Source organism: Mycolicibacter icosiumassiliensis (assembly GCF_900078685.2).
In the GTDB taxonomy this organism is placed as follows: Bacteria; Actinomycetota; Actinomycetes; order Mycobacteriales; family Mycobacteriaceae; genus Mycobacterium; species Mycobacterium icosiumassiliensis.
Genome location: NZ_LT546166.1, coordinates 1947657 through 1972921 on the forward strand (window position 1 = coordinate 1947657; position 25265 = coordinate 1972921).

Here is a 25265-nt window from a genome sequence, read left to right on the forward strand (position 1 = left end):
TTAACCCGGCACCGCGGACGCCATGTTCGTCACCACCAGGTCGGCATCGGACTCCGAAAAGCCGCAATAGGTGACCTCCAACAGGACCACCGACTTGACCTGGTAGGCCCGGCCACAGTCACCGGCGTGGGTACGCAGGGACTGCTCGTCGGCGTCCCAGTCGCTAACCAGCCCCGGCCCGGCGGAGGTGTCCGCGCATTCGGCGACGGTGGCCACCAGCGCGTCGAGAGCGTGCTGGGCGGCCTCGATGTCGGGGTAGACGGCAGCGCCCTCGGAGACCAGCGCGGATTTGGGCGGATATTGGTAGGTGGTCTTGTGGAAACGCGTCGCCGCGGACCCGAACACCGCGGTCTCGGCGAAGATGAAACGGCACTGCGGTGGGACGGTGGCGGCTAAGTCGTCGATGTCCACCGGCGAGCTGGAATCCATGGTGGGGATAATCGTCAGCTGCTCGTCGGCGCCGACGATGGACCGCATCTGGGGCGTGCCGAGGATGATCCGGCCCAGATCTACGCCGCCGGGCGCCGGCAGTCCCACGGGTGGCAGCGCCGTGCCGTCGACCAGCCGGGTGCAGCCCACCACCGCTGCCGTTATCGCCCAGATCGGCACCAGTCGCGACATCTTCACGCATCGAAGGCTAGCCCGCCGTGCCCCGGGTCATGCCACTTCAATACGGTTGCCCGGTGAGTGCTTTCGCCACCGGGACCGCACTGGGGTCATGGCCGGGCACCTCGGCGCGCGCGGCGGCCGAGGTGGTGGTCGGTGAGTTGGGTGGCAGCCTGGCCCACCTGGTGGAGCTGCCGGGCCGCGGCGTGGGCGCCGACATGATCGGCCGGGCCGGCGCGCTACTGGTCGACATCGCCATCGACACCGCCCCGCGCGGCTACCGGCTGGCGGCGCGTCCCGGAGCGGTGAGCCGGCGCGCGGTGAGCCTGCTCGGCGAGGACGTCGACGCGCTCGAAGAGGCGTGGGAAGTCGCCGGCCTGCGCGGCAGCGGGCACCCGGTCAAGGTGCAGGCTGCCGGTCCGCTGACCCTGGCCGCGGAACTGGAGCTGGCCAACGGACACCGGGCGATCACTGACCCCGGTGCGGTGCGGGACCTAGCCGCATCGCTGGCCGAGGGCCTCAAGTCGCACCGGGCCGACCTGTCTCGCCGGCTCGACACGCCGGTGATCGTGCAGCTCGACGAGCCGTCCTTGGCCGCCGCGGTCACCGGCCGGCTGGCCGGGGTGACGGCATTGAGCCCGGTGGCCGCCATCGACGAAGCGGTGGCCACCGCGCTGCTCGACGGCTGCGCCGACACGATCGGGGGCGAAGTGCTGGTGCACAGTTGCGCATCGGGACTTCCGTGGAATGTGTTGCAGCGCAGTGCTATCACCGCGCTGGCGTTGGACTGCACCGCCTTGGAAGCGGGCGACTACGACCAGATCGGCGCATTCGTCGACTCGGGACGCACCGTGGTGATGGGCCTGGTTCCCGCGCTCGCCCCGGCGCGGGCGCCCGCGGTCGAAGAGCTGGCGGCCGCGGTCGCGGCGATCACCGACCGGATCGGATTCGCTCGCTCGGTACTGGCCGAGCGGGTCGGGATCAGCCCGGTCTGCGGGATGGCGGGCGCCAGCGCCGCGTGGGCGCGCACCGCGGTAGGGCTGGTGCACAAGGTGGGCGAGGCGCTGGCCAGCGACCCCGAGGCGATCTGAAAGCGGGCGTTCGTCGAGGACTAAGACTCATCCAAACAACGGATCAACCGCGGCGGCGCCGTCAGCCGGAACGATGCGTCGACCAGCTCGCCGACCTCGCCCCAATCCACTTCAGCTGCAACGAAATCCAGTCCCAGCCAACCGGACGGACCCAGATACATCGGCGAGAAGAACCGCGGGTCTTGTTCCAGCGCCCGTCGGTCGGACTCGTCGACCTTGACCAGCAGTGCATGGGGATAAGGCACCATCGCGCCGGTGGCTTTGCTGTTGCCGCCATAGATCGCGAACATTTTGGGAGCGCAGAACACCGGGCGGCCGTGAGAGATCTTCTCGAAGGCTTCGGGAAAGCCCAGCGCGATACGTCGCAGCTCTGCCAGACCGGGGTCGTCGTCGCGGTACATGATCGGGTGCGGCATGACGCCAGGGTAGTCAGAGCAGATAACCTGCGGGGGTGAGTCCAGAGGCCGACAGCGTGACCCCGGACCTCCGGCGGCAGTGGCACGACCTGGCTGAAGAGGTGCGCGAACACCAGTTCCGCTACTACGTCAAAGATGCGCCGATCATCACCGACGGCGACTTCGATGAGCTGTTCAACCAGCTGCTCGCGCTGGAGGAGGCGCATCCGGAGCTGCGTACCGCCGACTCACCGACCCAGCTGGTGGGCGGCGCCGGATTCACCACCGAGTTCGCGCCCGCCGAGCACCTGGAGCGAATGCTCTCGCTGGAAGACGTGTTCTCACCCGATGAACTGACGGCCTGGGCGGGCCGAGTCATCGGTGAGATCGGCGGCGACACCGCCTATCTGTGCGAACTCAAGGTCGACGGCGTGGCGCTCGGGCTGGTGTATCGCGACGGCCGGTTGAGCAGTGGGGCCACTCGTGGCGACGGCCGGGTCGGTGAGGACGTGACGCTGAACGCGCGCACCATCGCCGGCATCCCCGAATTCCTCAACACCGATACCGAATTCCCGGTCCCAGCCGTGCTGGAGGTGCGCGGCGAGGTGTACTTCCGGCTGGAGGACTTCGAGACCCTCAACGCCGGACTGGTCGCCGAGGGCAAGCCGCCGTTCGCCAACCCCCGCAACAGCGCGGCCGGTTCCCTGCGGCAGAAGAACCCGGCGATCACCGCCCGACGCAACCTGCGGATGGTCTGCCACGGCCTCGGCTACGCCGAGGGATTCAGCCCCGACACGCTGCACGCCGCCTATAGCGCGATGCAGGCCTGGGGGCTGCCGGTCTCCCCGCACACCGCCCGGGTCGAGGGCATGGCCGCGGTGGCCGAACGCATCAGCTACTGGGGCGAACACCGGCACGACGTCGAACACGAAATCGACGGTGTCGTGGTCAAAGTCGACGACCGGACTCTGCAGCGCCGCCTTGGCGCCACCTCCCGGGTTCCGCGCTGGGCGGTGGCCTATAAATACCCGCCCGAGGAGGCGCAGACCACGCTGCTCGACATCCGGGTCAGCGTCGGGCGTACCGGCCGGGTCACCCCGTTCGCCTACATGACCCCGGTCAAGGTCGCCGGTTCCACGGTCAGCCTGGCCACCTTGCACAACGCCTCGGAAGTCAAGCGCAAGGGTGTGCTGATCGGTGACACCGTGGTGATCCGCAAGGCCGGCGATGTGATTCCCGAGGTACTCGGGCCGGTGGTCGATCTGCGCGACGGCACCGAGCGTGAGTTCGTCATGCCGACCCATTGCCCGGAATGTGGAACGCTGCTGGCGCGGGCGAAGGAAGCCGACGTCGACATCCGCTGTCCCAATTCGCGGTCCTGCCCGGCGCAGCTGCGCGAGCGGGTGTTCCACGTCGCCGGCCGCGGCGCCTTCGACATCGAGGCCCTGGGCTATGAAGCGGCGACCGCCCTGTTGAGCGCGGGGGTGATCACCGACGAGGGGGATTTGTTCACCCTCACCGAAGGCGATCTGCTGCGTACCGAGCTGTTCACCACGAAGGACGGCGCGCTGTCCAAGAACGGCCGACAGCTGCTGACTAATCTCGACAAGGCCAAGGCGCAGCCGCTGTGGCGGGTGCTGGTGGCCTTGTCGATTCGCCATGTCGGGCCGACCGCGGCCCGCGCGCTGGCCACCGAGTTCGGCAGCCTGGACGCGATCACCGCGGCGTCCACCGAGCAGTTGGCCGCCGTTGAGGGGGTCGGCCCGACCATCGCCGCAGCGGTCACCGAATGGTTCGACGTCGACTGGCACCGCGCGATCGTCGACAAGTGGCGGGACGCCGGGGTACGGATGGCCGACGAACGCGACGCGAGCATCGAACGCACGCTGGAGGGGCTGAGCATCGTGGTGACCGGCTCGTTGACCGGCTTCTCCCGCGACGAGGCCAAGGAGGCCATCATCGCCCGTGGCGGCCGGGCGGCCGGTTCGGTGTCGAAGAAGACCGCCTACGTGGTGGCCGGCGATGCGCCCGGCTCGAAGTACGACAAGGCCGTCGAACTCGGGGTCCCGGTCCTGGATGAAGAGGGTTTCCGGGCGCTGCTGGCGAACGGTCCGGAGGCCCCGAAAGCCCCCGAAAACGACGCATCTGAAGGTCCCCCCGCCTCGGATTAGCGCAGCAGCGTCGCCACGATCCCGGCCAGATAGCCCAGCCGGACCACTTCGGCGGGCAGGAAGGCCGGACCTCCGGTGCGGCCCAGCACGACGGCGGTCCGGGGGTTGCCCAACGGCGCGGCCGCCAGGGCGACATCCATCTCGCGCCATACCGGCGGCACCCAGGGGGCGGTGTTGTCCAGGGCAGTGGCCTGTTCGATCGGCAGCCACGGCACCGAGCCGACGTCGGTCTCCGGTGTTCCGGGGCTGCCCGCGAGTCGACGGAACGTCCCGTCGGCTCCCTCGCTGCGCAACACCGTGCACCAGCTGACCCGCAGCACCCGCGGCGCTTCGTTGGCCAGCTTCTGCAACTTGGCACTGCGGTCGCCGGCCGCCGCGACGTGGTCGATCAGCTCGAGTTCACGGTGCGCATCCAGCAGGCCGGTGTGCGGGCGGATGCTGTGCACCCGGACCCCGGGCAGTCGTTCGGCGGCGGTGATCAGCACATCGGGCATCGATCCCTGCGGCAGTTCGACCACCAGGTCGTCGATCGCCGAGCCGCTTCCGCGTTCCACGACGTCCAGCGACAAGATGTCGGCGCCCACCGAGCCCAGACCCACGGCCAGCGAACCCAGGCTGCCGGGGCGGTCGTCGAGTTCGACGCGCAGCAGATAGGAAGGCATGGGCAAACTTTCCCACAGCGTGTGCTGGCCCGCCGCGAGTGAGTCTGACTTCACGTTCGCCACCGCACGCTGGCTTTACGCTCGACGCGGGCGGGCGACTAGGCTTTGCACCCGTGTCCCAGATCTCCCGTGACGACGTAGCCCACCTGGCCCGGTTGGCCCGGCTGGCGCTGACCGACGCCGAGTTGGACGGCTTCGCCGGCCAGCTCGATGCGATCCTGACCCATGTGAGCACGATTGCCGCTGTCGACGTCACCGGCGTCGAGGCGACCGATAACCCGCTCAAGGACGTCAACGTCACCCGGCCGGACGAGATCGTGCCGTGCCTGACCCAGCAGCAGGCGCTCGCGGCCGCCCCGCGCGCCGAAGAGGGCCGTTTCGCGGTTCCGCAGATCCTGGGGGAGAGCCAGTGAGTGAGCTGATCCGTTCCGACGCGGCCACCCTGGCGGCCAAGATCGCCGCCCGTGAGGTGTCCTCGGTCGAGGTCACCCGCGCGCACCTCGATCAGATCGCGGCCACCGACGACCGCTACGGGGCGTTCCTGCACGTCGGCGCCGACGAGGCCTTGGCCGCAGCGGAAGCCGCCGACCAGGCGATCGCCGCCGGCGAGGCGCCGTCGGCGCTGGCGGGGGTCCCGCTGGCCCTCAAGGACGTGTTCACCACCGTCGACGCGCCCACCACCTGCGGATCGAAGATCCTGGAAGGCTGGCGGCCGCCCTACGACGCGACCGTCACCGCCCGGCTGCGCGCGGCCGGCATCCCCATCCTGGGCAAGACCAACATGGACGAGTTCGCGATGGGCTCCTCCACGGAGAACTCCGCCTACGGTCCGACCCGCAACCCGTGGGACGTCGAGCGGGTGCCGGGCGGCTCCGGCGGCGGCAGTGCCGCGGCGCTGGCGGCGTTTCAGGCGCCGCTGGCGATCGGCACCGACACCGGCGGCTCGATCCGTCAGCCGGCCGCGCTGACCGCCACCGTCGGCGTCAAACCCACCTACGGCACCGTGAGCCGCTACGGGCTGGTGGCGTGTGCGTCGTCGCTGGACCAGGGTGGGCCGTGCGCGCGCACCGTGACCGACACCGCGCTGCTGCACTCGGTGATCGCCGGGTATGACCCGCGTGACTCCACCTCGGTCGACGCGCCGGTGCCCGACGTTGTCGGTGCGGCCAAAGCCGGGGCCGCCGGTGACCTGACGGGCGTGCGGATCGGGGTGGTGCGTCAGCTGCACAGCGGTGAGGGCTACCAGCCGGGTGTGCTGGCGTCGTTCAACGCCGCCGTCGAACAGCTCAAAGCCCTTGGTGCGCAGATCTCCGAGGTGGACTGCCCGCACTTCGACTACTCACTGAGCGCCTACTACCTGATCCTGCCGTCGGAGGTGTCGTCCAACCTGGCCCGCTTCGACGCGATGCGCTTCGGGTTGCGGGTCGGCGACGACGGGACCCACAGCGCCGAGGAGGTGATGGCGTTGACCCGCGCGGCCGGCTTCGGTCCTGAGGTCAAGCGCCGCATCATGCTCGGCACCTACGCGCTGTCGGCCGGCTACTACGACGCCTACTACAACCAGGCCCAGAAGGTGCGCACGCTGATCGCCCGCGACCTCGACGAGGCGTACAAGTCCGTGGACGTGCTGATCTCGCCGACGACGCCCACCACGGCGTTCCGGCTCGGGGAGAAGGTCGACGACCCGTTGGCGATGTACCTCTTCGACTTGTGCACGCTGCCGCTGAACCTGGCCGGGCACTGCGGTATGTCGGTGCCGTCCGGGCTGTCCGGAGACGACGGGCTGCCGGTGGGCCTGCAGATCATGGCGCCGGCTTTGGCCGACGACCGGCTGTACCGGGTGGGCGCCGCCTACGAGGCCGCCCGCGGGGAGTTGGCCAGCGCCGTCTAATCCGCGAGCAGACAGAGAATCGCATTCACCCGACGCCTTTTGTGCGATTCTCCGTCTGCTCGGCGTAATGGAGCTAACCCCGGCAAGATGGGCACCATGCGGATCGGAGTGCTCACCGGCGGCGGCGACTGTCCCGGATTGAACGCGGTGATCAGGGCGGTGGTGCGCACCTGCGACTCCCGCTATGGCTCCACGGTGGTCGGATTCCAAGACGGCTGGCGTGGCCTGTTGGAGGACCGGCGCGTCCAGTTGGCCAACGACGACCGCAACGACCGGCTGTTGGCCAAGGGCGGCACCATGCTCGGGACCGCCCGGGTAAACCCGGACAAGCTGCGCGCCGGCCTGGATCAGGTGAAGCAGACCCTCGATGACAACGGCATCGATGTGCTCATCCCTATCGGCGGGGAGGGCACCTTGACTGCGGCGCACTGGCTGTCGCAGGAGAACGTCCCGGTGATCGGGGTGCCCAAGACCATCGACAACGACATCGACTGCACCGACGTCACTTTCGGGCACGACACCGCGCTGCAGGTCGCCACTGACGCCATCGACCGGCTGCACTCCACCGCCGAATCTCACCAGCGGGTGATGCTGGTCGAGGTGATGGGCCGCCACGCCGGCTGGATCGCGCTCAACGCCGGCCTGGCCACCGGTGCCCACATGACGCTGATTCCCGAGCAGCCCTTCGACGTCGAGGAGGTGTGCCGGCTGGTCAAGCAACGCTTCCAGCACGGGTCGTCGCACTTCATCTGCGTCGTCGCCGAAGGGGCCAAACCCGCTGCCGGCTCCATGGAGCTACGGGCCGGCGGCGTCGACGAGTTCGGCCACGAGCGGTTCACCGGTGTTGCCGCCCAGCTGGCCGTGGAAATCGAACGGCGCGTCAAGAAGGAAGTCCGCACCACTGTGCTGGGCCATGTGCAGCGCGGCGGCACCCCGACCGCCTACGACCGGGTGCTCGCGACCCGATTCGGCGTCAACGCCGCCGACGCCGCCCACGCCGGCGAATACGGAATGATGGTGTCGCTGCGCGGCCAGGAGATCGGCAGGGTGGCGTTGGCCGATGCGGTCCGACAGCTCAAAGTGGTGCCGCAGAGCCGCTACGACGATGCGGCGGCGTTCTTCGGCTAGCTCGCGTGTGGCGTGACAACGCCGCGAAATGGCCGCACAATGGTGAGGTTGTGCTTTGTGTTGCCCGACGGGCGAAGGCTGGGGGTGGGTATGGGAAAGATGGCGCTGTCTACCGCGGTGCTGTGCGGTCTGCCGACGGGACTGTTGCTGGCGATACCGGCCCACGCCACCGGTGACCAGATCGGCGATTACGTCACCGAACATGGTGGTGATGTCTGCGCACTCATCAACGACCAGCCGAATCTGGCGGGAGTCAAGAACGCGGTCAGCCACATCCTGGAGACCAGTGGCCTGCCCGCGGACCAGACGGGGCGAATACTGGCCGGGTCGGTGATGGCCGACTGCCTCCAGGACGGCCCGCTGGTCGACGAATTCGTCTGGTATGAAAAGCACCGGCAGCAGAACGGCACTGGTGTCGGCGCAGTACTCGGCCCCTGATCCCCGGGGTTGGCGGCGAACGCCGCTCGCGATCAGAGGTCGCTCGGGTCGTCCGGCACGTCGACGGCGTAGTCCGCCAGGACCTCCAGGCCGACCACCTCCAGGGTGCGCTCATGGGTGGCGGCCAGCACCACAGGCGCGGCGTAACCGTCGCGGTGGGCCCTCAGCCAATTCAGTGCGGTGACGCACCAGCGATCGCCGGGTTGCAGGCCCGGGAACCGGTAGGCCGGCATCGGCGTGGACAGGTCGTTACCGATCGAGCGCTGGTGTTCCAGAAATTCGCCGGTGACGACGGCGCAAATCGTGTGCAGTCCAATGTCCTCGGGCCCTGACGAGCAGCAGCCGTCGCGGTAGAAGCCGGTGATCGGGTCGCTGCCGCACGGCTCCAATGGGCCGCCCAGTACGTTGCGCTCGGGCATGGGGCTCAGTCTAGGGCGGCGTCACCTACCGTGAGGTATGACCGAGCGGAACCGTGAGCGGCTGTGGGACCACATCGACGGCATCTACCGGCAGATCTGCGAGCACCCGTTCGTCACCGGGTTGACCAAGGGAACATTGGGGCGCAACCAGTTTCGCCACTACCTCGTGCAGGACGGGCACTACCTGCGCGGGTATGCGCGGGCACTGGCGGTGTGCGCGGCCAAGGCGCCGATCGAATCGGAACTGACGATGTTCGCCGAGCACGCCAGCGCGGCGATCACCGCCGAAGCGGAGTTGCATGCCGGGCTGTTGGCAGATCTGGGGCTCGACGTCGAGGCTGCCGCGGCACTGCCGATCGCCCCGACGACCCAGGCCTATACCAGCTACCTGCTGGCGGTCACCGCATCGGGCTCCTACGCCGAAGCCGTCGCCGCCGTGCTGCCCTGCTATTGGGTCTACGCCCGGGTGGGCGAGCACCTGCAGCGCCACGGCTCACCGGAACCGCTGTTCGCGCGCTGGATCGATACTTACGCCGGTCAGGAGTATCAGGCGGTGGTCGAGGCGGTGCTCGCCGTCACCGACCGCATCGGTAGGCATGTCTCGTCAGCGGAGTGGGAGCTGATGTGCCGGCATTTTCACACCGCCGCGCGTTATGAATGGATGTTCTTCGACGCCGCTTACCGGATGGAGGACTGGCCGGTGTGACCAAGTCTGGCTGAGGGGGTCACCTAGACTTTGCTCCCATGACCGCTGCTGTCGCTGAACTGCTCGATTACGACGATGTCGTCGCCCGCTTCGACCCGGTTCTGGGCCTGGAAGTGCACGTCGAGCTGTCCACGGCCACCAAGATGTTCTGCGGATGCGCGACGGCATTCGGCGCCGAGCCGAACACCCAGGTGTGTCCGGTGTGTCTGGGCCTGCCCGGTTCGCTGCCGGTGCTCAATGCCACCGGGGTCGAATCGGCGATCCGGATCGGGCTGGCGCTCAATTGTGAGATCGCCTCCTGGTGCCGGTTCGCCCGCAAGAACTACTTCTATCCCGACCAGCCGAAGAACTACCAGATCTCCCAGTACGACGAGCCGATTGCATTCAACGGCTACCTGGACGTGCCGCTGGAGGACGGGTCGGTGTGGCGGGTGGACATCGAACGTGCCCACATGGAAGAGGACACCGGCAAGCTCACCCACGTGGGCAGCGACACTGGCCGCATTGAGGGCGCCAGCGAATCCCTGGTCGACTACAACCGGGCCGGTGTGCCACTGATCGAGATCGTCACCAAACCGATCACCGGCGCCGGTGACCGTGCTCCGCAGATCGCTCGGGCTTATGTGACCGCGCTGCGGGATCTGCTGCGGGCGTTGGATGTTTCCGATGTGCGGATGGACCAGGGGTCGATGCGCTGCGACGCGAACGTGTCGCTCAAGCCTACCGGGGCAGCCGAATTCGGCACCCGAACCGAGACTAAGAACGTCAACTCGCTCAAGAGTGTCGAGGTGGCGGTGACCTATGAGATGCGACGCCAGGGCGCGGTGTTGACCGGCGGCGGCACCGTCGTTCAAGAGACCCGGCACTTCCACGAGGCCGGCTACACCAGCCCGGGCCGGGCCAAGGAGACCGCGGAGGATTACCGCTACTTTCCCGAACCCGATCTGGAGCCGGTGGCGCCGTCGGCGGAGCTGGTCGCGGAGCTGCGGAACACCATCCCGGAGTTGCCGTGGCTGGCCCGCAAGAAGATCCAGGAGCAGTGGGGCGTTTCCGACGAGGTGATGCGCGACTTGGTCAATGCGGGAGCGGTTGAGTTGGTGGCCGCCACCGTGGCGGCCGGCGCCTCCAGTGAGGCGGCCCGGGCCTGGTGGGGAAATTTCCTGGTGCAGAAGGCCAACGAGGCCGGTGTAGACCTCGATGTCCTGGCGATCACGCCGAAGCAGGTCGCCGCGGTGGTGGCGCTGGTGGAATCGGGCGAGCTATCTAACAAGCTGGCTCGGCAGGTCGTCGAAGGCGTGCTCGCCGGCGAGGGGGAGCCCGCTCAGGTGATGGCCGGCCGGGGCTTGGTCGTGGTGCGTGACGACTCGGTGATCCAGGCGGCGATCGACGAAGCTTTGGCGGCCAATCCGGATGTGGCCGAGAAGATTCGGGGTGGGAAGGTGCAAGCCGCCGGCGCCATCGTCGGCGCGGTCATGAAAGCCACCAAGGGGCAGGCCGACGCTGCGCGGGTGCGCGAGCTGGTGCTGGCCGCCTGCGGGGGCTAGCACCAGCTGCTCAGTTAGAGGTAGCGCTGCGGGTCTGCGGCTGGCGGACTTTGCTGGTGGCCCCAGTGGTCCAAGATCAACTGCAGCCACCGAACATCGATCAACATTGCGTCGCCGTCCTTTTCGCTGGTCGGGCTGCCGCGGCGGTGACGTCCTGGTCGGTGATGTCACTGCTATCGGCCCGTTGAATCCCAACGTAGGTCGGATATTTAAGGCGTCCGGGCGGAGTCGGTAATACTTCTGTGAGAACCGGTTGGGCGGCGACGAAAGCGGCCCCCTTCGCAATCGAAGGGGGCCGCCTCGTGATCGGCGAACCGGCCTACAGGCCGAACCCACTCGCCAGGTCGGCGAAGATGTCGGTGCTCGCGGCACTGCCACTGCCGAGATCGTCGAGCGGACTGCCCACGCCGTCCCAGCCGAGCGACATGGCGACGATCTCCTGCAGGCTTTGCCACGCGCCCAGCAGCCCGACACCTTGACCGTCAACCACCATCGGGAAGCCCATGAGACCGGTGGTGAGGCCGAGTCCGTTGATGATCGAGCCGCCGATACCGGGCGAGCTGCCGTCGGAGATCTCCTTGATGAAGCCGTCGACGTCGGTGCTGGTGAGGCCGGGCGATAGCAGTCCGCCGAAGGTGTAGCTGAGTGCGGTGACGTCCAGGTCCGCGGGCAGCAGGCCGGCTTGCGTCAGGGTCGGCAACAGGCCATCGAGGTTGAGCGTCGCGCCGTTGAGGAGGCCGCCGACCATGTTGGCCGGGATGTTGACGATGTCCTGCAGGGCCGAGTTCCAGTCCGGGTTGTCGCCGGAAAGCGCGGTGCTGATCTCGCCGGCGCTGTTGCCCAGCGCCACCAGCGGTGCGATCGACGGGCCGAGCGCACCAATCAGCACCCCGCTCAGCGGTGACGCCAAGAAGGAGAGAATCGGCGTGAGCTGCTCGGTGCTGAGGGGGAAGTCGCTGGGCATGTACTGCGGCATCACCAGCGTGATCAGCGTATGGAATGCATCGTTGCTCAGCCCCACCGGTGACATCGGCAGGTCGGTCGCCATGTTGGGCTGCGCAATGGCGTCGATGATCGCCTGCGGGTCGATCGACGTGCCATGGATCAGGTCAGCGATCAGCTGCTGGGCGGCGACGCCCGGCACCGCGGAGATGTGGTCCCACAGCGTGGTGGCGTTGTCCTTGGCGGTGGCGAACACGTCCTGCCAGGCGCCGAAGGGGTCGAAGTCAGCGGTCAGTGCCACAGCGGCCGAGTGCGAAGCGGTCAGTCCGGTAAGCGGAACGGTGACCGGGGTGACGGCGACGGCGCCGGCGCCGATGAGCGCGACGCCTGCGGCGACCCACGGAGCGGGGGCGAAGTGTTGCATTGGTCTCCTAGTTACGTAAGCGTGACAGCTGCCACGGCAACGAAAGGTTACGTGAACGTGGCTTATGTGCAAATTAGCTGATTACTAACAAAACCCAAGGTCAGACCGAATTCGCCTCGGATGACCTGGGAATATAGATTTTCGGATCACTTGATCAACAGAGAATTCTCAGAAACTTAGTGGCTTGAGGCGGAAGGGCGTCGGCTGCGAGTGGACCAAAGTGGTGTCCGGGAGCCCCTGCGGTCGCGCCTGACTCAAGCCTCGAGTGGCGCGGAGCGCGCCGGCGCGCCCTAGTCCTTGTCGTCGTTGGCGCGTGGGAACCCGCCGCCGGACGGGAACAGTGGGAAGACTACGTCGTCGAGCTTCTCGGCATCGCCAGCGGTCTTGTTCACCGTCGCGCCCCAGACGTTGCCGTCCGGCGACATCTTGACAGCCCAGACGTGACCGTGGGTGTCCTGGCGCATGACCTCGGGTTCGCTGGTGACCGAACCGGTGCCGGCGGCCAGGCGCACGGCCACCGTCTGCTTGGTGTCGACCAGGTTGACCAGCACGATGCCATCCATTGCGGCGCAACCGGCGACGCCGGGCTTGTCCGGCCATGTCCACACGGTCGACACCCGGGAATCCTTGGTGATGCGCTGCAACCGGTCGCCGCTCGGCGTTCGGTCGGTGACGTAGAGCGAGCCGTCGACGTGGTCGATGCACAGCCCGCCGCCGGCTCCCATCCCGCTCAGTGCGGTGGTGGGCGGGGCTTGGCCGATGGTCGTGGGTTGTTCGATACGCAACACCTTCCCGGCGGTCGAGCCGGGGTCGGCGGCCGCGGCGGGATTGCCCGCGTCGCCGGTCAGCACCACCAGGGTGGTCGGACTGGTGAAGATCAGCGCACCGGTATTGCCGGTCGCGCCTTTGGGGATTCCGGTCAGGATGTCCTTCGGGACGTCACCGTCGGCGATCCGGATCACCCGGTTGTCGGTAGGCGTGCTGATGTAGGCGTACATCAACCGGTCCTGGGTGTAGGTCGGTGACAGCACGATATCCATCAGCCCGCCGTCACCGGCCGGGTCGACGCCGATGACGGTCTTCACTTTGGGTTCGGCGGACAGCGAGACTTCTTTGACCGCACCGGTGGTCCGTTCGGCGACCAATGCCGATTTGCTGTCGCCGTGCATGATCAGGCCGCTGGTGCTCTCGAGGCAACCCTGCATCACCCCGGGTGCCGGGCATTGTTTCGGGAATGGGTTGGCGGGCAGCGGTGGCGGCGGCGGGGGAGTCGTGGGAGGTGCCATACCGCGCCGCGGCACGGTGGTGAACGGTTGAGACTGAGCGTCATCGAAGTGTGCGCAGCCTGTCAGAACCAGGAGTGCCGCGCACAGGACGACAGGCACCCGGTGAACCACCCCGCGCATCCGCATGCCCGTCAGGTTACGGACACCGGGTCGGGTTTCGCCACGACGCCCACCGCAGTGCTGCACCGGGCCGGATTCGATTCGCTAACGAAGCTGTTCAAATCCCCAATCCCGCCGAGGTTGCCCTTACGCTGGCAGGGTGACCAGTCATGGTGAGGGCTCACACTGGCGTCGGCCGGGTGAGACTGCCGACGCAGGCAAAGGACGTCCCAAGTCGGCACGTCTGGTAGATCCGGAGGACGACATGCCATCACCGACCTACACCGGTGATTTCGAGACCGCGGCCATTCCGGCGTACGACCCCACCGGTACTCGCTCTGTGGGAGCCGGCTACCACCCGCTGCCTTACGCCGAGCCGGCGGCCAGCCCCGGCCGTGTCGGAGTTGCCATCGGCGGCGATACCGACGCCGACGAGCCATTCCAGGCGCTGGACCGGCGCGGCACCCAGGATCTCGGTCTATTGATTCTGCGGCTGGGCCTCGGTGTGCTGCTGGTGGCCCACGGGCTGCGGCAGCTGTTCGGGTGGTGGGGCGGTCAGGGGCTGACCGACTTCAAGAGTTCCATCGCCGCGGCCGGCTACCAGTACGCCGACATCCTGACCTATGCGGCTGGGGGCGGGCAGATCGCCGCGGGCCTGTTGCTGGTGCTCGGACTGTTCACGCCGCTGGCGGCGGCCGGCGCGCTGGCGTATTTCATCAACGGTGTGCTCACCGGCGTCTCGTCGCACAACCAGGGCAGGTTCGACTTTTTCCTGCCGGACGGCCACGAATACCACGTCATGCTCATCGTGGTAGCGGTGGCGATCGTGCTGGTCGGCCCGGGCCGGTACGGCCTCGACGGCGACCGCGGCTGGGCCCGGCGGCCCTTCATCGGATCAATCGTGGCCCTGGTGCTCGGAATTGCCGGCGGCATCGCGATGTGGGTGTTCCTCAACGGGGCCAACCCGCTGGGTTAACGGGGCATCAGCGATACGGGTTCGGCACCCGCCCACCGCTGGCCTCGGTCAGCAGCGGCAGGGTGGCGAAACTTACCGCGGGCAACCGCACAGTCGCACCGTCGCGTAGGTGCGCCCGCGCCCACGATCCCCGGGTAAATCCCAAGCCGTCGATGGCATCCCAACCGATCGAACGGCTGCCGAACAGGGTCCGGACGGTGATCTGCTGAGCGTCGGCCACGGTTCGCCACCGGGCGATCAGCACCGAGAGCAGGATTGGTAGCGCCAATACGGGCGCGGTGAATGGCCAGGTCGACACGGGGATCAGCAGCCCGAGCGTCAGGAAGCCGACCGCGAAGTGGGCCATCGGCGAGATGCGGATCACCAAGGGTGCGGAGTCGGGGGATGCAGCGGCCACCCCCGCATGATGTCACCGCCGGGGCCGCCGGACCCGGGGGGTGGACGCCCGCACCCGAGGTAAAAATAAATATTGACTACTTATTTTATATGCCACATGATGGACGCGTGTCGCCGACTAAACCCCGCCGAACCCAGGCGGAGCGCACTGCCGAGACCCGGCATGCGCTGCTCAACGCGACGCTCGACGCCCTGGTGGAAGTTGGTTTCAAGGGAACCACCACGACCGAGGTAGCCCGCCGTGCCGGCGTCTCGGTGGGGGCGCTGCAGGGACATTTCCCGACGAAGATCGGCCTGCTGACCGCCGCCATCGAGTTCTCGCTGAACCGCCGCATCGAAGAGTTCGAGGTGTTGATGGCGGGGCTGGACTCGTCCGCGGACAAGCTCGACGAGGCGATCGATCTGCTGTGGTCGATGTATTCCGGTCCGACCTTCACCGCGTCGCACGAACTGTGGGTGGCGGCTCGCACCGACCCGGACCTGGCGCCCGCGGTCATCGAGACCGATCGCCAGTTCTCCGAAGCCTGCGACCGGATATACACCGAACTGCTTGCCTCGACGGACACCGCCGATGCCGATACCGCAGCGTCGCGGATCGGGCCGCAGATGACGTTCGCGCTGATGAACGGCCTGGCGATGTCCCGGTCGATCGCCGGCTACGAGCCACTGCCCGCCGCCGAGATCCTCGATGCCTTCAAGATGCTGGTTCGGCCACTGGCGACCGGCTTTGCAGACCCCCAACCCGAGAGAGAATCATGACCACCAAAGACCAGCCCGGTCAGCCGGCGGTACAGCCGCGGCGCATCCGTTTCAACTACCCGGTGGCGGCTCTGAACCGCCACTTCGTTGCCGGCGACCTGGTGATGAGCCACATGATCGCGCACCTGTCGGCGGTCTTTCCCGAGGGCGAGGACTTCTTCATCCGTTCGGTGCGCCGCTATGCCGACCAGATCACCGACCCTGACCTCAAGGAACAGGTCAAGGGATTCATCGGCCAAGAGGTCACCCACGGGCGCGAGCACCGTGCACTCAATGAGCGCCTGCATGAGATGGGTTACCCGACCCGCAGGGTCGACCGGCTGGTGAATCGCCGCCAGAAGGTCATCGAACGACGGTTCTCCCCGCTGACCTGCCTGGCCATCACCGCCGCACTCGAACATTTCACCGCCGTTTTCGCCGAAACCCTGCTCTCCGACGAGCGGGCCCAGGCCCTGCTCGGCACAACCGAAGTGCGGTCCATGTTGCTGTGGCATGCCATCGAGGAATCCGAGCACCGCGCGGTGGCCTTCGACGTCTACCGAGCAGTCGGGGGTGATGAGACCCGCCGCATCCGGACCATGCGGATCATCCGCTTCAGTTTCCCCCTCGCCGTCGTGGCGAACACCATCATCTCGCTCTTCGGCGACCGGGCCGCCTATCACCCGGTGCGACTCATCCGCAGTTTTGCTGCCCTGCGGCATTCGCCGTTTCTGACCCGCGCGGTCTTCCGCCGGCTGGGGGAGTACCTGCGGCCGGGCTTCCATCCCAATGACCAGGACAACACCGCGCTACTCGAGCACTGGGAGGCGGAGCTCTTCGGCGAACAGGGATCGCTGGTTGACCACCTGAACTGAGTGCTAGCTCATTTGACGCTGGGCCGGTCCAGCGGCTACCGTCGTGTGCTATGGACAACGGCATGCTCGTAGTAGCCCACTGCGCGTTGGTTGTTGCCTGAACTTCCAACACCGACGCGCAACCCTCGTGCAGCAGCTGAGCTGGCGGGGGTTTTTTGTTGCCAGCAGTCTCCAAAGACACAGTCGTCGAAGACAAAGAGGAAACCGTGAGCGCACCCACCACGCGACCGCCGGAGCGGCCGGCACCGGCGCAAGCCGCCAACGGGGCTAAGTCCGTTGACAAGGCCCCGGACGCAGCTTCAGGCAAGGCCAAGTCACCCGGCAGGCGAGTTCCGCCGGAGCAGATGACCGGCGCCCAATCGGTGATCCGGTCCCTGGAAGAGCTCGACGTCGACGTGATCTTCGGCATCCCGGGCGGCGCGGTGCTGCCGGTCTACGACCCGCTCTACGACTCGACGAAGCTGCGCCACGTGCTGGTCCGCCACGAGCAGGGCGCCGGGCACGCCGCCAGCGGCTACGCGCACGCCACCGGTCGGGTCGGGGTGTGCATGGCCACCTCCGGTCCCGGCGCCACCAACCTGGTGACGCCGCTGGCGGACGCGCAGATGGACTCCATCCCGGTGGTGGCGATTACCGGCCAGGTCGGCCGCCAACTGATCGGCACCGACGCCTTCCAGGAGGCCGACATCTCCGGCATCACCATGCCGATCACCAAGCACAACTTCCTGGTTCGCAACGGTGACGACATCCCGCGTGCGCTGGCCGAAGCATTCCACATCGCGGCCTCCGGGCGTCCCGGTGCGGTGTTGGTCGATATCCCCAAGGACGTGCTGCAGGGCCAATGCACCTTCGCCTGGCCGCCCCAGCTGGACCTGCCCGGCTACAAGCCCACCACCAAGCCGCACAGTCGGCAGGTCCGCGAGGCCGCCAAGCTGATCGCGGCCGCGAGCCGCCCGGTGCTTTACGTGGGTGGCGGAGTGATCCGTGGTGAGGCCTGCCAGGAACTGGCCGAGCTGGCCGAGCTGACCGGCATCCCGGTGGTCACCACCTTGATGGCCCGCGGCGCCTTCCCGGACAGCCACCGTCAGCACCTGGGCATGCCCGGCATGCACGGCACGGTGGCGGCGGTGGCCGGGCTGCAGCGCTCGGACCTGCTGATCACCCTGGGCGCCCGATTCGACGACCGGGTCACCGGCCAACTGGATTCGTTCGCCCCGGACGCCAAGGTGATTCACGCCGACATCGACCCGGCCGAGATCGGCAAGAACCGGCACGCCGACGTTCCGATCGTCGGCGACGTCAAGGCCGTCATCACCGAGTTGCTCGAGGTGCTGCGCCGCGAAAAGGCGCTGGGCTCCCTCGATCTCGCCGACTGGTGGAGCTACCTCGACGGGGTGCGCTCGACCTACCCGCTGAGCTACGGGCCGCAGAGCGACGGCAGCCTGTCGCCGGAGTTCGTCATCGAGACGCTGGGCCGCATCGCCGGACCCGACGCGCTCTATGTCGCCGGCGTTGGCCAGCACCAGATGTGGGCCGCGCAGTTCGTGAAGTACGAGAAGCCGCGCACCTGGCTGAACTCCGGGGGCCTGGGCACCATGGGTTTCGCGGTCCCGGCGGCCATGGGCGCCAAGATGGGTCGCCCGGACGCCGAGGTGTGGGCGATCGACGGTGACGGCTGCTTCCAGATGACCAACCAGGAGTTGGCCACCTGCGCGATCGAGGGCGTTCCGATCAAGGTTGCACTGATCAACAACGGCAACCTCGGCATGGTGCGGCAGTGGCAGACGCTGTTCTACGGGGAGCGCTACAGCCAGACCGACCTGGCCACCCACTCGCACCGCATCCCCGACTTCGTGATGCTGGCCGAGGCCCTGGGCTGTGTCGGATTGCGTTGCGAGCGTGAAGAAGACGTCGAAGATGTGATCAAGGCTGCCCAGGCTGTCACCGACCGGCCGGTGGTGATCGACTTCATCGTCGGCGCGGACGCTCAGGTGTGGCCGATGGTGGCCGCCGGCACCAGCAACGACGAAATCCAGGCGGCACGCGGCATCCGGCCGCTGTTCGACGACGAGAATAATGAGGGGCACGCGTGATGGCGACAGGTTGGAAGACCCACACGCTCTCGGTGCTGGTCGAAGACAAGCCCGGTGTGCTGGCGCGGGTGGCCGCGCTGTTCTCCCGCCGCGGCTTCAACATCGAGTCGCTGGCCGTCGGCGCTACCGAGACCAAGAACATGTCGCGGATGACGATCGTGGTCTCGGTGGAGGACACCCCACTGGAGCAGATCACCAAGCAGCTCAACAAGCTGATCAACGTCATCAAGATCGTCGAGCAGGAGGAGGACAACTCCGTCTCCCGCGAGATTGCGCTGATCAAAGTCCGTGCTGACGCCAGTACGCGCGGACAGATCGTCGAGGCGGTGAACCTGTTCCGCGCCAGGGTGATCGACGTCTCTCCGGAGTCGTTGATCATCGAGGCCACCGGCACGCCGGCCAAGTTCGATGCGCTGCTGCGGGTGTTGGAGCCCTATGGCATCCGCGAGATCGTCCAATCGGGTCTCGTATCGTTGTCTCGCGGTCCGCGCGGCATCGGCACGAGCAAATAGTCCCCCAGAAATAGCCAGTAAAGATAGTAAGGAAGTAAAACCAGTGGCATCAGAGAAGTTAGAGATGTTCTACGACGACGACGCTGACCTGTCGATCATCCAGGGCCGCAAGGTCGGCGTGATCGGTTACGGCAGCCAGGGACACGCGCACTCGCTGAGCCTGCGCGACTCCGGAGTGCAGGTGAAGGTGGGCCTCAAGGAAGGGTCGAAGTCGCGCGCCAAGGTCGCCGAGCAGGGCCTCGAGGTCGACACCCCCGCCGAGGTGGCCAAGTGGGCGGACGTGATCATGCTGCTCGCCCCCGACACCGCCCAGGCTGAGATCTTCACGAACGACATCGAGCCGAACCTGGTGGCGGGCAACGCGCTGTTCTTCGGCCACGGCCTCAACATCCACTTCGGCCTGATCAAGCCGGCCGCCGATATCACCGTCGGGATGGTCGCGCCCAAGGGGCCGGGCCACCTGGTTCGCCGGCAGTTCGTCGACGGCAAGGGTGTGCCCTCGCTGATCGCGGTCGCGCAGGACCCCAACGGTGAGGGCGAGGCGCTGGCCTTGTCGTACGCCAAGGGCATCGGCGGCACCCGGGCTGGGGTCATCAAGACCACCTTCAAAGAGGAGACCGAGACCGACCTGTTCGGTGAGCAGGCCGTGTTGTGCGGTGGCACTGAGGAACTGGTCAAGGCCGGTTTCGAGGTCATGGTCGAGGCAGGCTACGCCCCGGAGATGGCCTACTTCGAGGTGCTGCACGAGCTCAAGCTGATCGTCGACCTGATGTACGAGGGCGGCATTGCGCGGATGAACTACTCGGTGAGCGACACCGCGGAATTCGGTGGCTACCTGTCCGGTCCGCGGGTGATCGACGCCGGCACCAAGCAGCGGATGCGCGACATCCTGTCCGACATCCAGGACGGCACCTTCGTCAAGCGCCTGGTGGCCAACGTCGAGGGCGGTAACAAGGAACTCGAAGGTCTGCGCAAGGAGAATGCCGAGCACCCCATCGAGGTCACCGGCAAGAAGCTGCGCGACCTGATGAGCTGGGTGGACCGGCCCATCACCGAAACCGCCTAGGCGTTCGATCACCCACACGCCGAGCGTGTACCCAGTGCGAGTTTTCGACTGCTTTTTCGCGCTGAGTACACGCTCGGCGTGTTAGGGCGCCAGGCTCGGCAACTCACGAACCCCGAACTCGCGTCGCAGCAGGGTGCGCGCGGCGTAGTAGCCGGCCATTCCGTGCACTCCGGCACCCGGAGGTGTGGCTGCTGAGCACAGATATACCCCGGGAATCGCGGTGGCCCAAGGATTTACCCGCGGCGTCGGCCCGGCCAGAGCCCGCCACGCGCTGTTGCCTCCGGCGGAGATATCGCCGCCGACATAGTTGGCATTGTGGTTTGCCAGCTGGGCTGCCGGTACAGACCGGACCGCGACCACGATGTCGCGGAAGCCGGGGGCGAATCGCTCGATGCCGGCGGTGACGGTCTCGGCCTGGTCGACGGTCGATCCGGCCGGAACGTGCGCATATGCCCACATCGGACGTCGGCCGGCGGCGTCGATGCGGGACGGGTCGACCAGATGAGGTAGCGCCGCCAAGATCATCGGCCGCGGTGCGTGCCGGCCGGCGGCGATCTCGGCTTCGGCCTGGACCATCTGTTTGCGGTCACCCCCAAGATGCAGCGTGGGCGCCTGCGCCAGCCGCGGATCGCGCCACGGCACCTCATCGGAGAGCACGAAGTCGACCTTCGCGGCCGCCGAGCCGAAACGGTAACGGCGCAGGGCTTTCGCATACCGGGTCGGTAGCGCGTCCCCGTAGACCGACAGCAGTTCGGTTGGGGCAGTGTCGAACAGCACCACGCGGCCGGGCGGCTTTCGCACCGGGTTATCGGCGGCCAACTGTCCGCCGTGCGCGGTCAGATCGGCGATGAGTGCATCGGTGATCGCCTGACTGCCGCCCACAGGGATAGGCCAGCCGACCGTATGGCCAAGCGTCGCCAGCATCATGCCCGCGCCGGCCGAGGTCACCGACGGCAGCCGCGAGATCGTGTGCGCGGCCACCCCGGTGTAGAGGGCGCGGGCATCGTCGCCGGACAGCGTCGCGTTCCAGGCCGGGCCGGCCTGTTCGGCCATCCGCAGCCCCAGCCGGACGACCGTTGCGATTCCGGAGGGCACGGACCGTTTGTCTCCCAGCAGAAACTTCACCACGGCTTGGCTATCGGCGACCAGTGGGCCGAGCAGCCGGCGCCACGACGAACCGTGCTCCAACTCCGCGCAGGTGCGGTCCAGGTCGCGGTAGGCGATGGCCGCGGGCCGGTCATCCAGCGGATTGCCATAGGAGATCTCGGGCGCCGTCAGCTGCACCCCCCGGGCGGCCAGATCGAACTCGCTGAAGAACGGCGATGCCAACCCCAGCGGATGCACCGCCGAACAGATGTCATGGGCGACGTCACCGAACTCCGGGTCGGCGGCAGTGCGTGCGCCGCCGCCGAACGTGGGCTGGGCTTCCAGAACCTGAACCGACAGGCCGGCGCGGGCACAGATGACGGCGGCGGCCAGACCATTGGGTCCACTGCCTACGACGGTGACGTCCATCCGTCGATAGTAGGGAGCGGCTCGCGCTACGCGGCCAGATCGGGGTGCACCCCCAATACCGGCTGCCGCACGCCGCCGTTGTCGAATTCGGGGCACCACGGCCGGTGGCCGCGCTCATCTGGCCAGACCAGCTGCAGTGCCCGCACACTGCGGCCGTAGAACGCGATTGCCACATTCATGTGCGCGTCCGGATGCTCCACCGCAACCACCGCGATCAGCTGACCGTCCGGTCCCTCGATCCATTCGCCGGGTACCGGCCGTCCGCCCCTCAGCAGATAACCGGCCACGCCGTTGAGTAACCGGGCCGTCCGCCGCGGCGGCAGACCTGTCACCAGTAGCTCGGGCAGGCCGTGTTCATGCAGGCCGACCGTGTACGCGTACGGCGCGCGGTCGCTCTCCACGTATTGCACCGCCCAACCGTGTCTGTCGACCGTGGCGCGAACGGCATCCAGCCACTCCTCGACGGTGCTGTCCGGGTGATCGCATTTCCAGCACATAGGTGTTCCCCTTCCCTCGGGTCGAATTGACCCCAGGGTCCGCCGGGGGTCCGACAAGAAGGGGGCCCCGCGTCGTCAGATTGAACTCAGGCAGGTGAGACCGGCAGCGTCTGCCTCAGTGCAATCTCGGGACGGGCGATGCCCGGCTTCGCCGCGCTGGCGACCATCGTTAGGCTGTCCGGGTGACTCTGCCCGTGGTTTTGATCGCTGACAAACTCGCCCAATCCACCGTCGCCGCCCTCGGCGACCAGGTCGAGGTTCGCTGGGTCGACGGCCCGGACCGGGAGAAGCTGCTGGCCGCGGTACCGGAAGCGGACGCGCTGCTGGTGCGCTCGGCCACCACCGTCGACGCCGAGGTCCTCGCGGCCGGCACCAAGCTCAAGATCGTGGCGCGCGCAGGGGTCGGCCTGGACAACGTCGACGTTGAGGCTGCCACCGCCCGCGGTGTGCTGGTGGTCAATGCGCCGACCTCGAACATCCACAGCGCCGCCGAGCACGCGATCGCGTTGATGCTTGCCGCCGCCCGCGAGATCCCCGCCGCCGACGCCTCGCTGCACGACAAGCAGTGGAAGCGCTCGTCGTTCTCCGGGACCGAGATCTACGACCACACCGTCGGTGTGGTCGGCCTGGGGCGCATCGGACAGCTGGTCGCTCAGCGGCTGGCCGCGTTCGGCGCCCACATCGTCGCCTACGACCCGTACGTGTCGGCGGCCCGCGCCGCCCAGCTCGGCATCGAGTTGCTGACCCTCGATGAGCTGCTCGGCCGCGCCGACTTCATCTCGGTGCACCTGCCGAAGACGCCCGAGACCGCGGGTCTGATCGGCAAGGAAAACCTGGCCAAGACCAAGCCCGGGGTGATCATCGTCAACGCCGCTCGCGGCGGGCTGATCGACGAGGCCGCACTGGCCGAGGCCATCACCAGCGGCCATGTCCGGGCCGCCGGCCTGGATGTGTTCGCCACCGAACCGTGCACCGACTCGCCGCTGTTCGACCTGCCGCAGGTGGTGGTGACCCCGCACCTGGGCGCGTCGACCGCCGAAGCCCAGGACCGGGCCGGTACCGACGTCGCCAAGAGCGTGAAGCTGGCGCTGGCCGGGGAATTCGTTCCCGACGCGGTCAACGTCGGCGGTGGCGCGGTCAGCGAGGAAGTCGCGCCCTGGCTGGACCTGGTGCGCAAGCTCGGCCTGCTGGCGGGTGCGCTCGCCGACGGGCTGCCGGTGTCGCTGTCGGTGCAGGTGCGCGGCGAACTGGCCTCCGAAGACGTTGGAGTGCTGCGTTTGTCGGCGTTGCGCGGACTGTTCTCGGCGGTCATCGAAGACCCGGTGACGTTCGTCAACGCGCCGGCCCTGGCTGCCGAACGCGGCGTCGACGCCGAGATCGGCACCGCCACCGAAAGCCCCAACCACCGCAGCGTCGTTGAGCTCAAGGCGGTCGCCGCCGACGGCTCGACCGTCACCGTTGCCGGCACGCTGTCCGGCACCCAGCAGGTGGAGAAGATCGTCGAGATCAACGGTCGGCACTTCGACCTGCGGGCACAGGGCGTCAACCTGATCATCAACTACTCCGACCAGCCTGGCGCGCTCGGCAAGATCGGCACTCTGCTGGGGTCGGCGGGCATCAACATTCACGCCGCGCAGCTGTCCGAAGACGCCGAAGGCCCTGCGGCGACCGTCCTGCTGCGGGTCGACCGTCAGGTGCCCGCCGACGTGCAGTCGGCGATCACTGCTGCGGTCGGCGCCAACAAGATTGAAGAGGTAGACCTGACATGAGCCTCAAGCTTGCTGTCATTCCCGGCGACGGGATCGGCCCGGAGGTTATCGCCGAAGCCGTCAAGGTGCTCGACGCGGTGCTCCCGGGCACCGAGAAGACCGAATATGACCTGGGCGCCAAGCGCTATCACGCCACCGGCGAAGTCCTGCCGGACTCGGTGCTGGAAGAGATCCGCGGCCACGACGTGATCCTGCTCGGCGCGATCGGTGACCCGTCGGTGCCGTCGGGTGTGCTGGAGCGCGGCCTGCTGCTGCACGCCCGCTTCGCGCTGGACCACCACGTCAATCTGCGTCCCAGCCGGTTGTACCCCGGGGTGGCGAGCCCGCTGGCAGATCCGCCGGAGATCGATTTCGTGGTGGTGCGCGAAGGCACCGAGGGTCCCTACACCGGCAACGGCGGGGCGCTGCGGGTCGGCACCCCCCACGAGGTCGCCACCGAGGTCAGCGTCAACACCGCGTTCGGGGTGTCCCGGGTGGTGCGGTTCGCCTTCGAGAAGGCTCGCGCCCGGCGTAAGCACTTGACCCTGGTGCACAAGAACAACGTGCTGACCTACGCGGGATCGTTGTGGACCCGCACGGTGGCCGAGATCGCCAAGGATTACCCGGACGTCGAGACGGCCTACACCCACGTCGACGCCGCCACGATCTATCTGGTCACCGACCCCGGCCGGTTCGACGTGATCGTCAGCGACAACCTGTTCGGCGACATCATCACCGACCTCGCGGGCGCGGTCTGCGGCGGGATCGGGCTGGCGGCCAGCGGCAATATCGACGCCACCGGTACCAACCCGTCGATGTTCGAGCCGGTGCACGGCAGCGCACCCGACATCGCCGGGCAGGGCATCGCCGATCCCACCGCCGCGGTGACGTCGGTGGCCATGCTGCTGGGCCACATCGGCGAGCATGACGCCGCGGCCCGGGTCGATGCTGCCGTCGAGCAGCACCTGGCCACCCGCGGTGGGCAGAAGTTGTCCACGGTCGAGACCGGTGACCGGATCTTGAGCTTGCTCTAGAGCGTCTCGGCGA

General features: G+C 67.7%; 25 protein-coding genes. 16 read left to right on the forward strand and 9 right to left on the reverse strand.

Annotation, left to right across the window (positions count from 1 at the left end):
* Complete coding sequence (locus BN4346_RS33230; RefSeq protein ID WP_067972316.1) at nt 1-621, reverse strand: sensor domain-containing protein; 621 nt, start codon at nt 619-621, stop codon at nt 1-3.
* A 62-nt stretch (nt 622-683) separates the two neighbouring features.
* On the opposite strand from BN4346_RS33230, the gene BN4346_RS33235 reads away from it, so the two are divergent.
* Nucleotides 684-1697, forward strand: a complete 1014-nt coding sequence (locus BN4346_RS33235; protein ID WP_067971263.1) for a uroporphyrinogen decarboxylase/cobalamine-independent methonine synthase family protein — start codon at nt 684-686, stop codon at nt 1695-1697.
* 20 nt (nt 1698-1717) lie between these two features.
* Here BN4346_RS33235 and BN4346_RS33240 read toward each other — a convergent pair whose 3' ends face one another.
* Nucleotides 1718-2113: an MmcQ/YjbR family DNA-binding protein gene (locus BN4346_RS33240; protein ID WP_067971267.1), complete on the reverse strand. Its 396-nt coding sequence runs from the start codon at nt 2111-2113 to the stop codon at nt 1718-1720.
* Nucleotides 2114-2148: 35 nt separating this feature from the next.
* On the opposite strand from BN4346_RS33240, the gene ligA reads away from it, so the two are divergent.
* Nucleotides 2149-4263: an NAD-dependent DNA ligase LigA gene (gene ligA, locus BN4346_RS33245; RefSeq protein ID WP_067971269.1), complete on the forward strand. Its 2115-nt coding sequence runs from the start codon at nt 2149-2151 to the stop codon at nt 4261-4263.
* Here ligA and BN4346_RS33250 read toward each other — a convergent pair.
* Nucleotides 4260-4925: an ACT domain-containing protein gene (locus BN4346_RS33250; RefSeq protein WP_067971271.1), complete on the reverse strand. Its 666-nt coding sequence runs from the start codon at nt 4923-4925 to the stop codon at nt 4260-4262. The genes ligA and BN4346_RS33250 overlap by 4 nt on opposite strands.
* Nucleotides 4926-5038: 113 nt before the next feature.
* Between BN4346_RS33250 and gatC the strand changes: the two genes are divergently transcribed.
* The 4 genes from gatC (at nt 5039) to BN4346_RS33270 (ending at nt 8382) form a co-directional block, all read left to right on the forward strand.
* Nucleotides 5039-5338: an Asp-tRNA(Asn)/Glu-tRNA(Gln) amidotransferase subunit GatC gene (gene gatC, locus BN4346_RS33255; RefSeq protein ID WP_067971272.1), complete on the forward strand. Its 300-nt coding sequence runs from the start codon at nt 5039-5041 to the stop codon at nt 5336-5338.
* Nucleotides 5335-6816, forward strand: coding sequence for an Asp-tRNA(Asn)/Glu-tRNA(Gln) amidotransferase subunit GatA (gatA, locus tag BN4346_RS33260; RefSeq protein ID WP_067971273.1), 1482 nt, complete (start codon nt 5335-5337; stop codon nt 6814-6816). Before gatC ends, gatA begins: the two co-directional genes overlap by 4 nt.
* Before the next feature lie 96 nt (nt 6817-6912).
* Nucleotides 6913-7944 carry an ATP-dependent 6-phosphofructokinase gene (locus BN4346_RS33265; RefSeq protein WP_067972319.1) on the forward strand — a complete coding sequence of 344 codons (1032 nt, stop codon included), beginning with the start codon at nt 6913-6915 and terminating at the stop codon, nt 7942-7944.
* Between the two features lie 99 nt (nt 7945-8043).
* On the forward strand, nt 8044-8382 hold the full coding sequence (locus BN4346_RS33270; protein WP_235653608.1) for a hypothetical protein: 339 nt from the start codon (nt 8044-8046) through the stop codon (nt 8380-8382).
* A gap of 32 nt (nt 8383-8414) precedes the next feature.
* Here the strand turns inward: BN4346_RS33270 and BN4346_RS33275 are convergent, their stop codons facing one another.
* The gene (locus BN4346_RS33275) at nt 8415-8801 is read right to left on the reverse strand and encodes a DUF2237 family protein (protein WP_067971275.1); all 387 of its coding nucleotides are present in this window, start codon (nt 8799-8801) and stop codon (nt 8415-8417) included.
* Nucleotides 8802-8838: 37 nt separating this feature from the next.
* Here BN4346_RS33275 and tenA point away from each other — a divergent pair, with 37 nt between their 5' ends.
* Entirely contained in the window at nt 8839-9507 is a 669-nt protein-coding gene (gene tenA, locus BN4346_RS33280) for a thiaminase II (protein WP_067971277.1), read from the forward strand.
* A gap of 38 nt (nt 9508-9545) precedes the next feature.
* A complete protein-coding gene (gene gatB / locus BN4346_RS33285; protein ID WP_067971279.1) occupies nt 9546-11051 on the forward strand; it encodes an Asp-tRNA(Asn)/Glu-tRNA(Gln) amidotransferase subunit GatB in 1506 nt (501 codons plus the stop codon).
* Nucleotides 11052-11370: 319 nt separating this feature from the next.
* Here gatB and gjpA read toward each other — a convergent pair whose 3' ends face one another.
* Nucleotides 11371-12417 (reverse strand): outer membrane porin GjpA, encoded by a 1047-nt coding sequence (gene gjpA / locus BN4346_RS33290; protein ID WP_067971281.1) that lies wholly within the window; start codon nt 12415-12417, stop codon nt 11371-11373.
* A 290-nt stretch (nt 12418-12707) separates the two neighbouring features.
* On the reverse strand, nt 12708-13829 hold the full coding sequence (locus BN4346_RS33295; protein WP_067971283.1) for a PQQ-dependent sugar dehydrogenase: 1122 nt from the start codon (nt 13827-13829) through the stop codon (nt 12708-12710).
* Between the two features lie 133 nt (nt 13830-13962).
* Between BN4346_RS33295 and BN4346_RS33300 the strand changes: the two genes are divergently transcribed.
* Nucleotides 13963-14778, forward strand: coding sequence for a DoxX family membrane protein (locus tag BN4346_RS33300; RefSeq protein ID WP_067971285.1), 816 nt, complete (start codon nt 13963-13965; stop codon nt 14776-14778).
* A 7-nt stretch (nt 14779-14785) separates the two neighbouring features.
* On the opposite strand, the gene BN4346_RS33305 is transcribed toward BN4346_RS33300, so the two are convergent.
* On the reverse strand, nt 14786-15124 hold the full coding sequence (locus BN4346_RS33305) for a PH domain-containing protein (RefSeq protein ID WP_067972322.1): 339 nt from the start codon (nt 15122-15124) through the stop codon (nt 14786-14788).
* Between the two features lie 158 nt (nt 15125-15282).
* Between BN4346_RS33305 and BN4346_RS33310 the strand changes: the two genes are divergently transcribed.
* The 5 genes from BN4346_RS33310 (at nt 15283) to ilvC (ending at nt 20458) form a co-directional block, all read left to right on the forward strand.
* Entirely contained in the window at nt 15283-15933 is a 651-nt protein-coding gene (locus BN4346_RS33310) for a TetR/AcrR family transcriptional regulator (RefSeq protein WP_067971287.1), read from the forward strand.
* Nucleotides 15930-16787: a metal-dependent hydrolase gene (locus tag BN4346_RS33315; protein WP_067971290.1), complete on the forward strand. Its 858-nt coding sequence runs from the start codon at nt 15930-15932 to the stop codon at nt 16785-16787. Before BN4346_RS33310 ends, BN4346_RS33315 begins: the two co-directional genes overlap by 4 nt.
* 206 nt (nt 16788-16993) lie before the next feature.
* Nucleotides 16994-18880, forward strand: a complete 1887-nt coding sequence (locus BN4346_RS33320; protein WP_067971292.1) for an acetolactate synthase large subunit — start codon at nt 16994-16996, stop codon at nt 18878-18880.
* Entirely contained in the window at nt 18880-19392 is a 513-nt protein-coding gene (gene ilvN / locus BN4346_RS33325) for an acetolactate synthase small subunit (protein ID WP_067971294.1), read from the forward strand. The genes BN4346_RS33320 and ilvN overlap by 1 nt, the downstream gene beginning before the upstream one ends.
* Nucleotides 19393-19456: 64 nt before the next feature.
* A complete protein-coding gene (ilvC, locus tag BN4346_RS33330) occupies nt 19457-20458 on the forward strand; it encodes a ketol-acid reductoisomerase (RefSeq protein ID WP_067971296.1) in 1002 nt (333 codons plus the stop codon).
* Between the two features lie 81 nt (nt 20459-20539).
* Here ilvC and BN4346_RS33335 read toward each other — a convergent pair whose 3' ends face one another.
* Nucleotides 20540-21973, reverse strand: coding sequence for a phytoene desaturase family protein (locus BN4346_RS33335; RefSeq protein WP_067971298.1), 1434 nt, complete (start codon nt 21971-21973; stop codon nt 20540-20542).
* 26 nt (nt 21974-21999) lie between these two features.
* Nucleotides 22000-22470: a DUF4262 domain-containing protein gene (locus tag BN4346_RS33340; protein WP_067971300.1), complete on the reverse strand. Its 471-nt coding sequence runs from the start codon at nt 22468-22470 to the stop codon at nt 22000-22002.
* A 182-nt stretch (nt 22471-22652) separates the two neighbouring features.
* Between BN4346_RS33340 and serA the strand changes: the two genes are divergently transcribed.
* Both serA and BN4346_RS33350 read left to right on the forward strand, forming a co-directional pair.
* Nucleotides 22653-24239 carry a phosphoglycerate dehydrogenase gene (serA, locus tag BN4346_RS33345; RefSeq protein ID WP_067971301.1) on the forward strand — a complete coding sequence of 529 codons (1587 nt, stop codon included), beginning with the start codon at nt 22653-22655 and terminating at the stop codon, nt 24237-24239.
* On the forward strand, nt 24236-25252 hold the full coding sequence (locus tag BN4346_RS33350) for a 3-isopropylmalate dehydrogenase (protein WP_067971303.1): 1017 nt from the start codon (nt 24236-24238) through the stop codon (nt 25250-25252). Before serA ends, BN4346_RS33350 begins: the two co-directional genes overlap by 4 nt.
* Nucleotides 25253-25265 lie beyond the last annotated feature (13 nt).

Excerpts from the sequence above, each read along its gene's own strand:
- BN4346_RS33335 (WP_067971298.1), bottom strand. The coding sequence starts at position 21,973 with ATGGACGTCACCGTCGTAGGCAGTGGACCCAATGGTCTGGCCGCCGCC.
- gjpA (WP_067971281.1), bottom strand. The coding sequence starts at position 12,417 with ATGCAACACTTCGCCCCCGCTCCGTGGGTCGCCGCAGGCGTCGCGCTC.
- BN4346_RS33275 (WP_067971275.1), bottom strand. The coding sequence starts at position 8,801 with ATGCCCGAGCGCAACGTACTGGGCGGCCCATTGGAGCCGTGCGGCAGC.
- tenA (WP_067971277.1), top strand. The coding sequence starts at position 8,839 with ATGACCGAGCGGAACCGTGAGCGGCTGTGGGACCACATCGACGGCATC.
- ilvC (WP_067971296.1), top strand. The coding sequence starts at position 19,457 with ATGTTCTACGACGACGACGCTGACCTGTCGATCATCCAGGGCCGCAAG.
- BN4346_RS33240 (WP_067971267.1), bottom strand. The coding sequence starts at position 2,113 with ATGCCGCACCCGATCATGTACCGCGACGACGACCCCGGTCTGGCAGAG.
- BN4346_RS33305 (WP_067972322.1), bottom strand. The coding sequence starts at position 15,124 with ATGGCCCACTTCGCGGTCGGCTTCCTGACGCTCGGGCTGCTGATCCCC.
- BN4346_RS33340 (WP_067971300.1), bottom strand. The coding sequence starts at position 22,470 with ATGTGCTGGAAATGCGATCACCCGGACAGCACCGTCGAGGAGTGGCTG.
- BN4346_RS33270 (WP_235653608.1), top strand. The coding sequence starts at position 8,044 with ATGGCGCTGTCTACCGCGGTGCTGTGCGGTCTGCCGACGGGACTGTTG.
- BN4346_RS33350 (WP_067971303.1), top strand. The coding sequence starts at position 24,236 with ATGAGCCTCAAGCTTGCTGTCATTCCCGGCGACGGGATCGGCCCGGAG.
- ilvN (WP_067971294.1), top strand. The coding sequence starts at position 18,880 with ATGGCGACAGGTTGGAAGACCCACACGCTCTCGGTGCTGGTCGAAGAC.
- BN4346_RS33230 (WP_067972316.1), bottom strand. The coding sequence starts at position 621 with ATGTCGCGACTGGTGCCGATCTGGGCGATAACGGCAGCGGTGGTGGGC.
- BN4346_RS33250 (WP_067971271.1), bottom strand. The coding sequence starts at position 4,925 with ATGCCTTCCTATCTGCTGCGCGTCGAACTCGACGACCGCCCCGGCAGC.
- BN4346_RS33315 (WP_067971290.1), top strand. The coding sequence starts at position 15,930 with ATGACCACCAAAGACCAGCCCGGTCAGCCGGCGGTACAGCCGCGGCGC.
- BN4346_RS33265 (WP_067972319.1), top strand. The coding sequence starts at position 6,913 with ATGCGGATCGGAGTGCTCACCGGCGGCGGCGACTGTCCCGGATTGAAC.
- BN4346_RS33295 (WP_067971283.1), bottom strand. The coding sequence starts at position 13,829 with ATGCGGATGCGCGGGGTGGTTCACCGGGTGCCTGTCGTCCTGTGCGCG.
- gatB (WP_067971279.1), top strand. The coding sequence starts at position 9,546 with ATGACCGCTGCTGTCGCTGAACTGCTCGATTACGACGATGTCGTCGCC.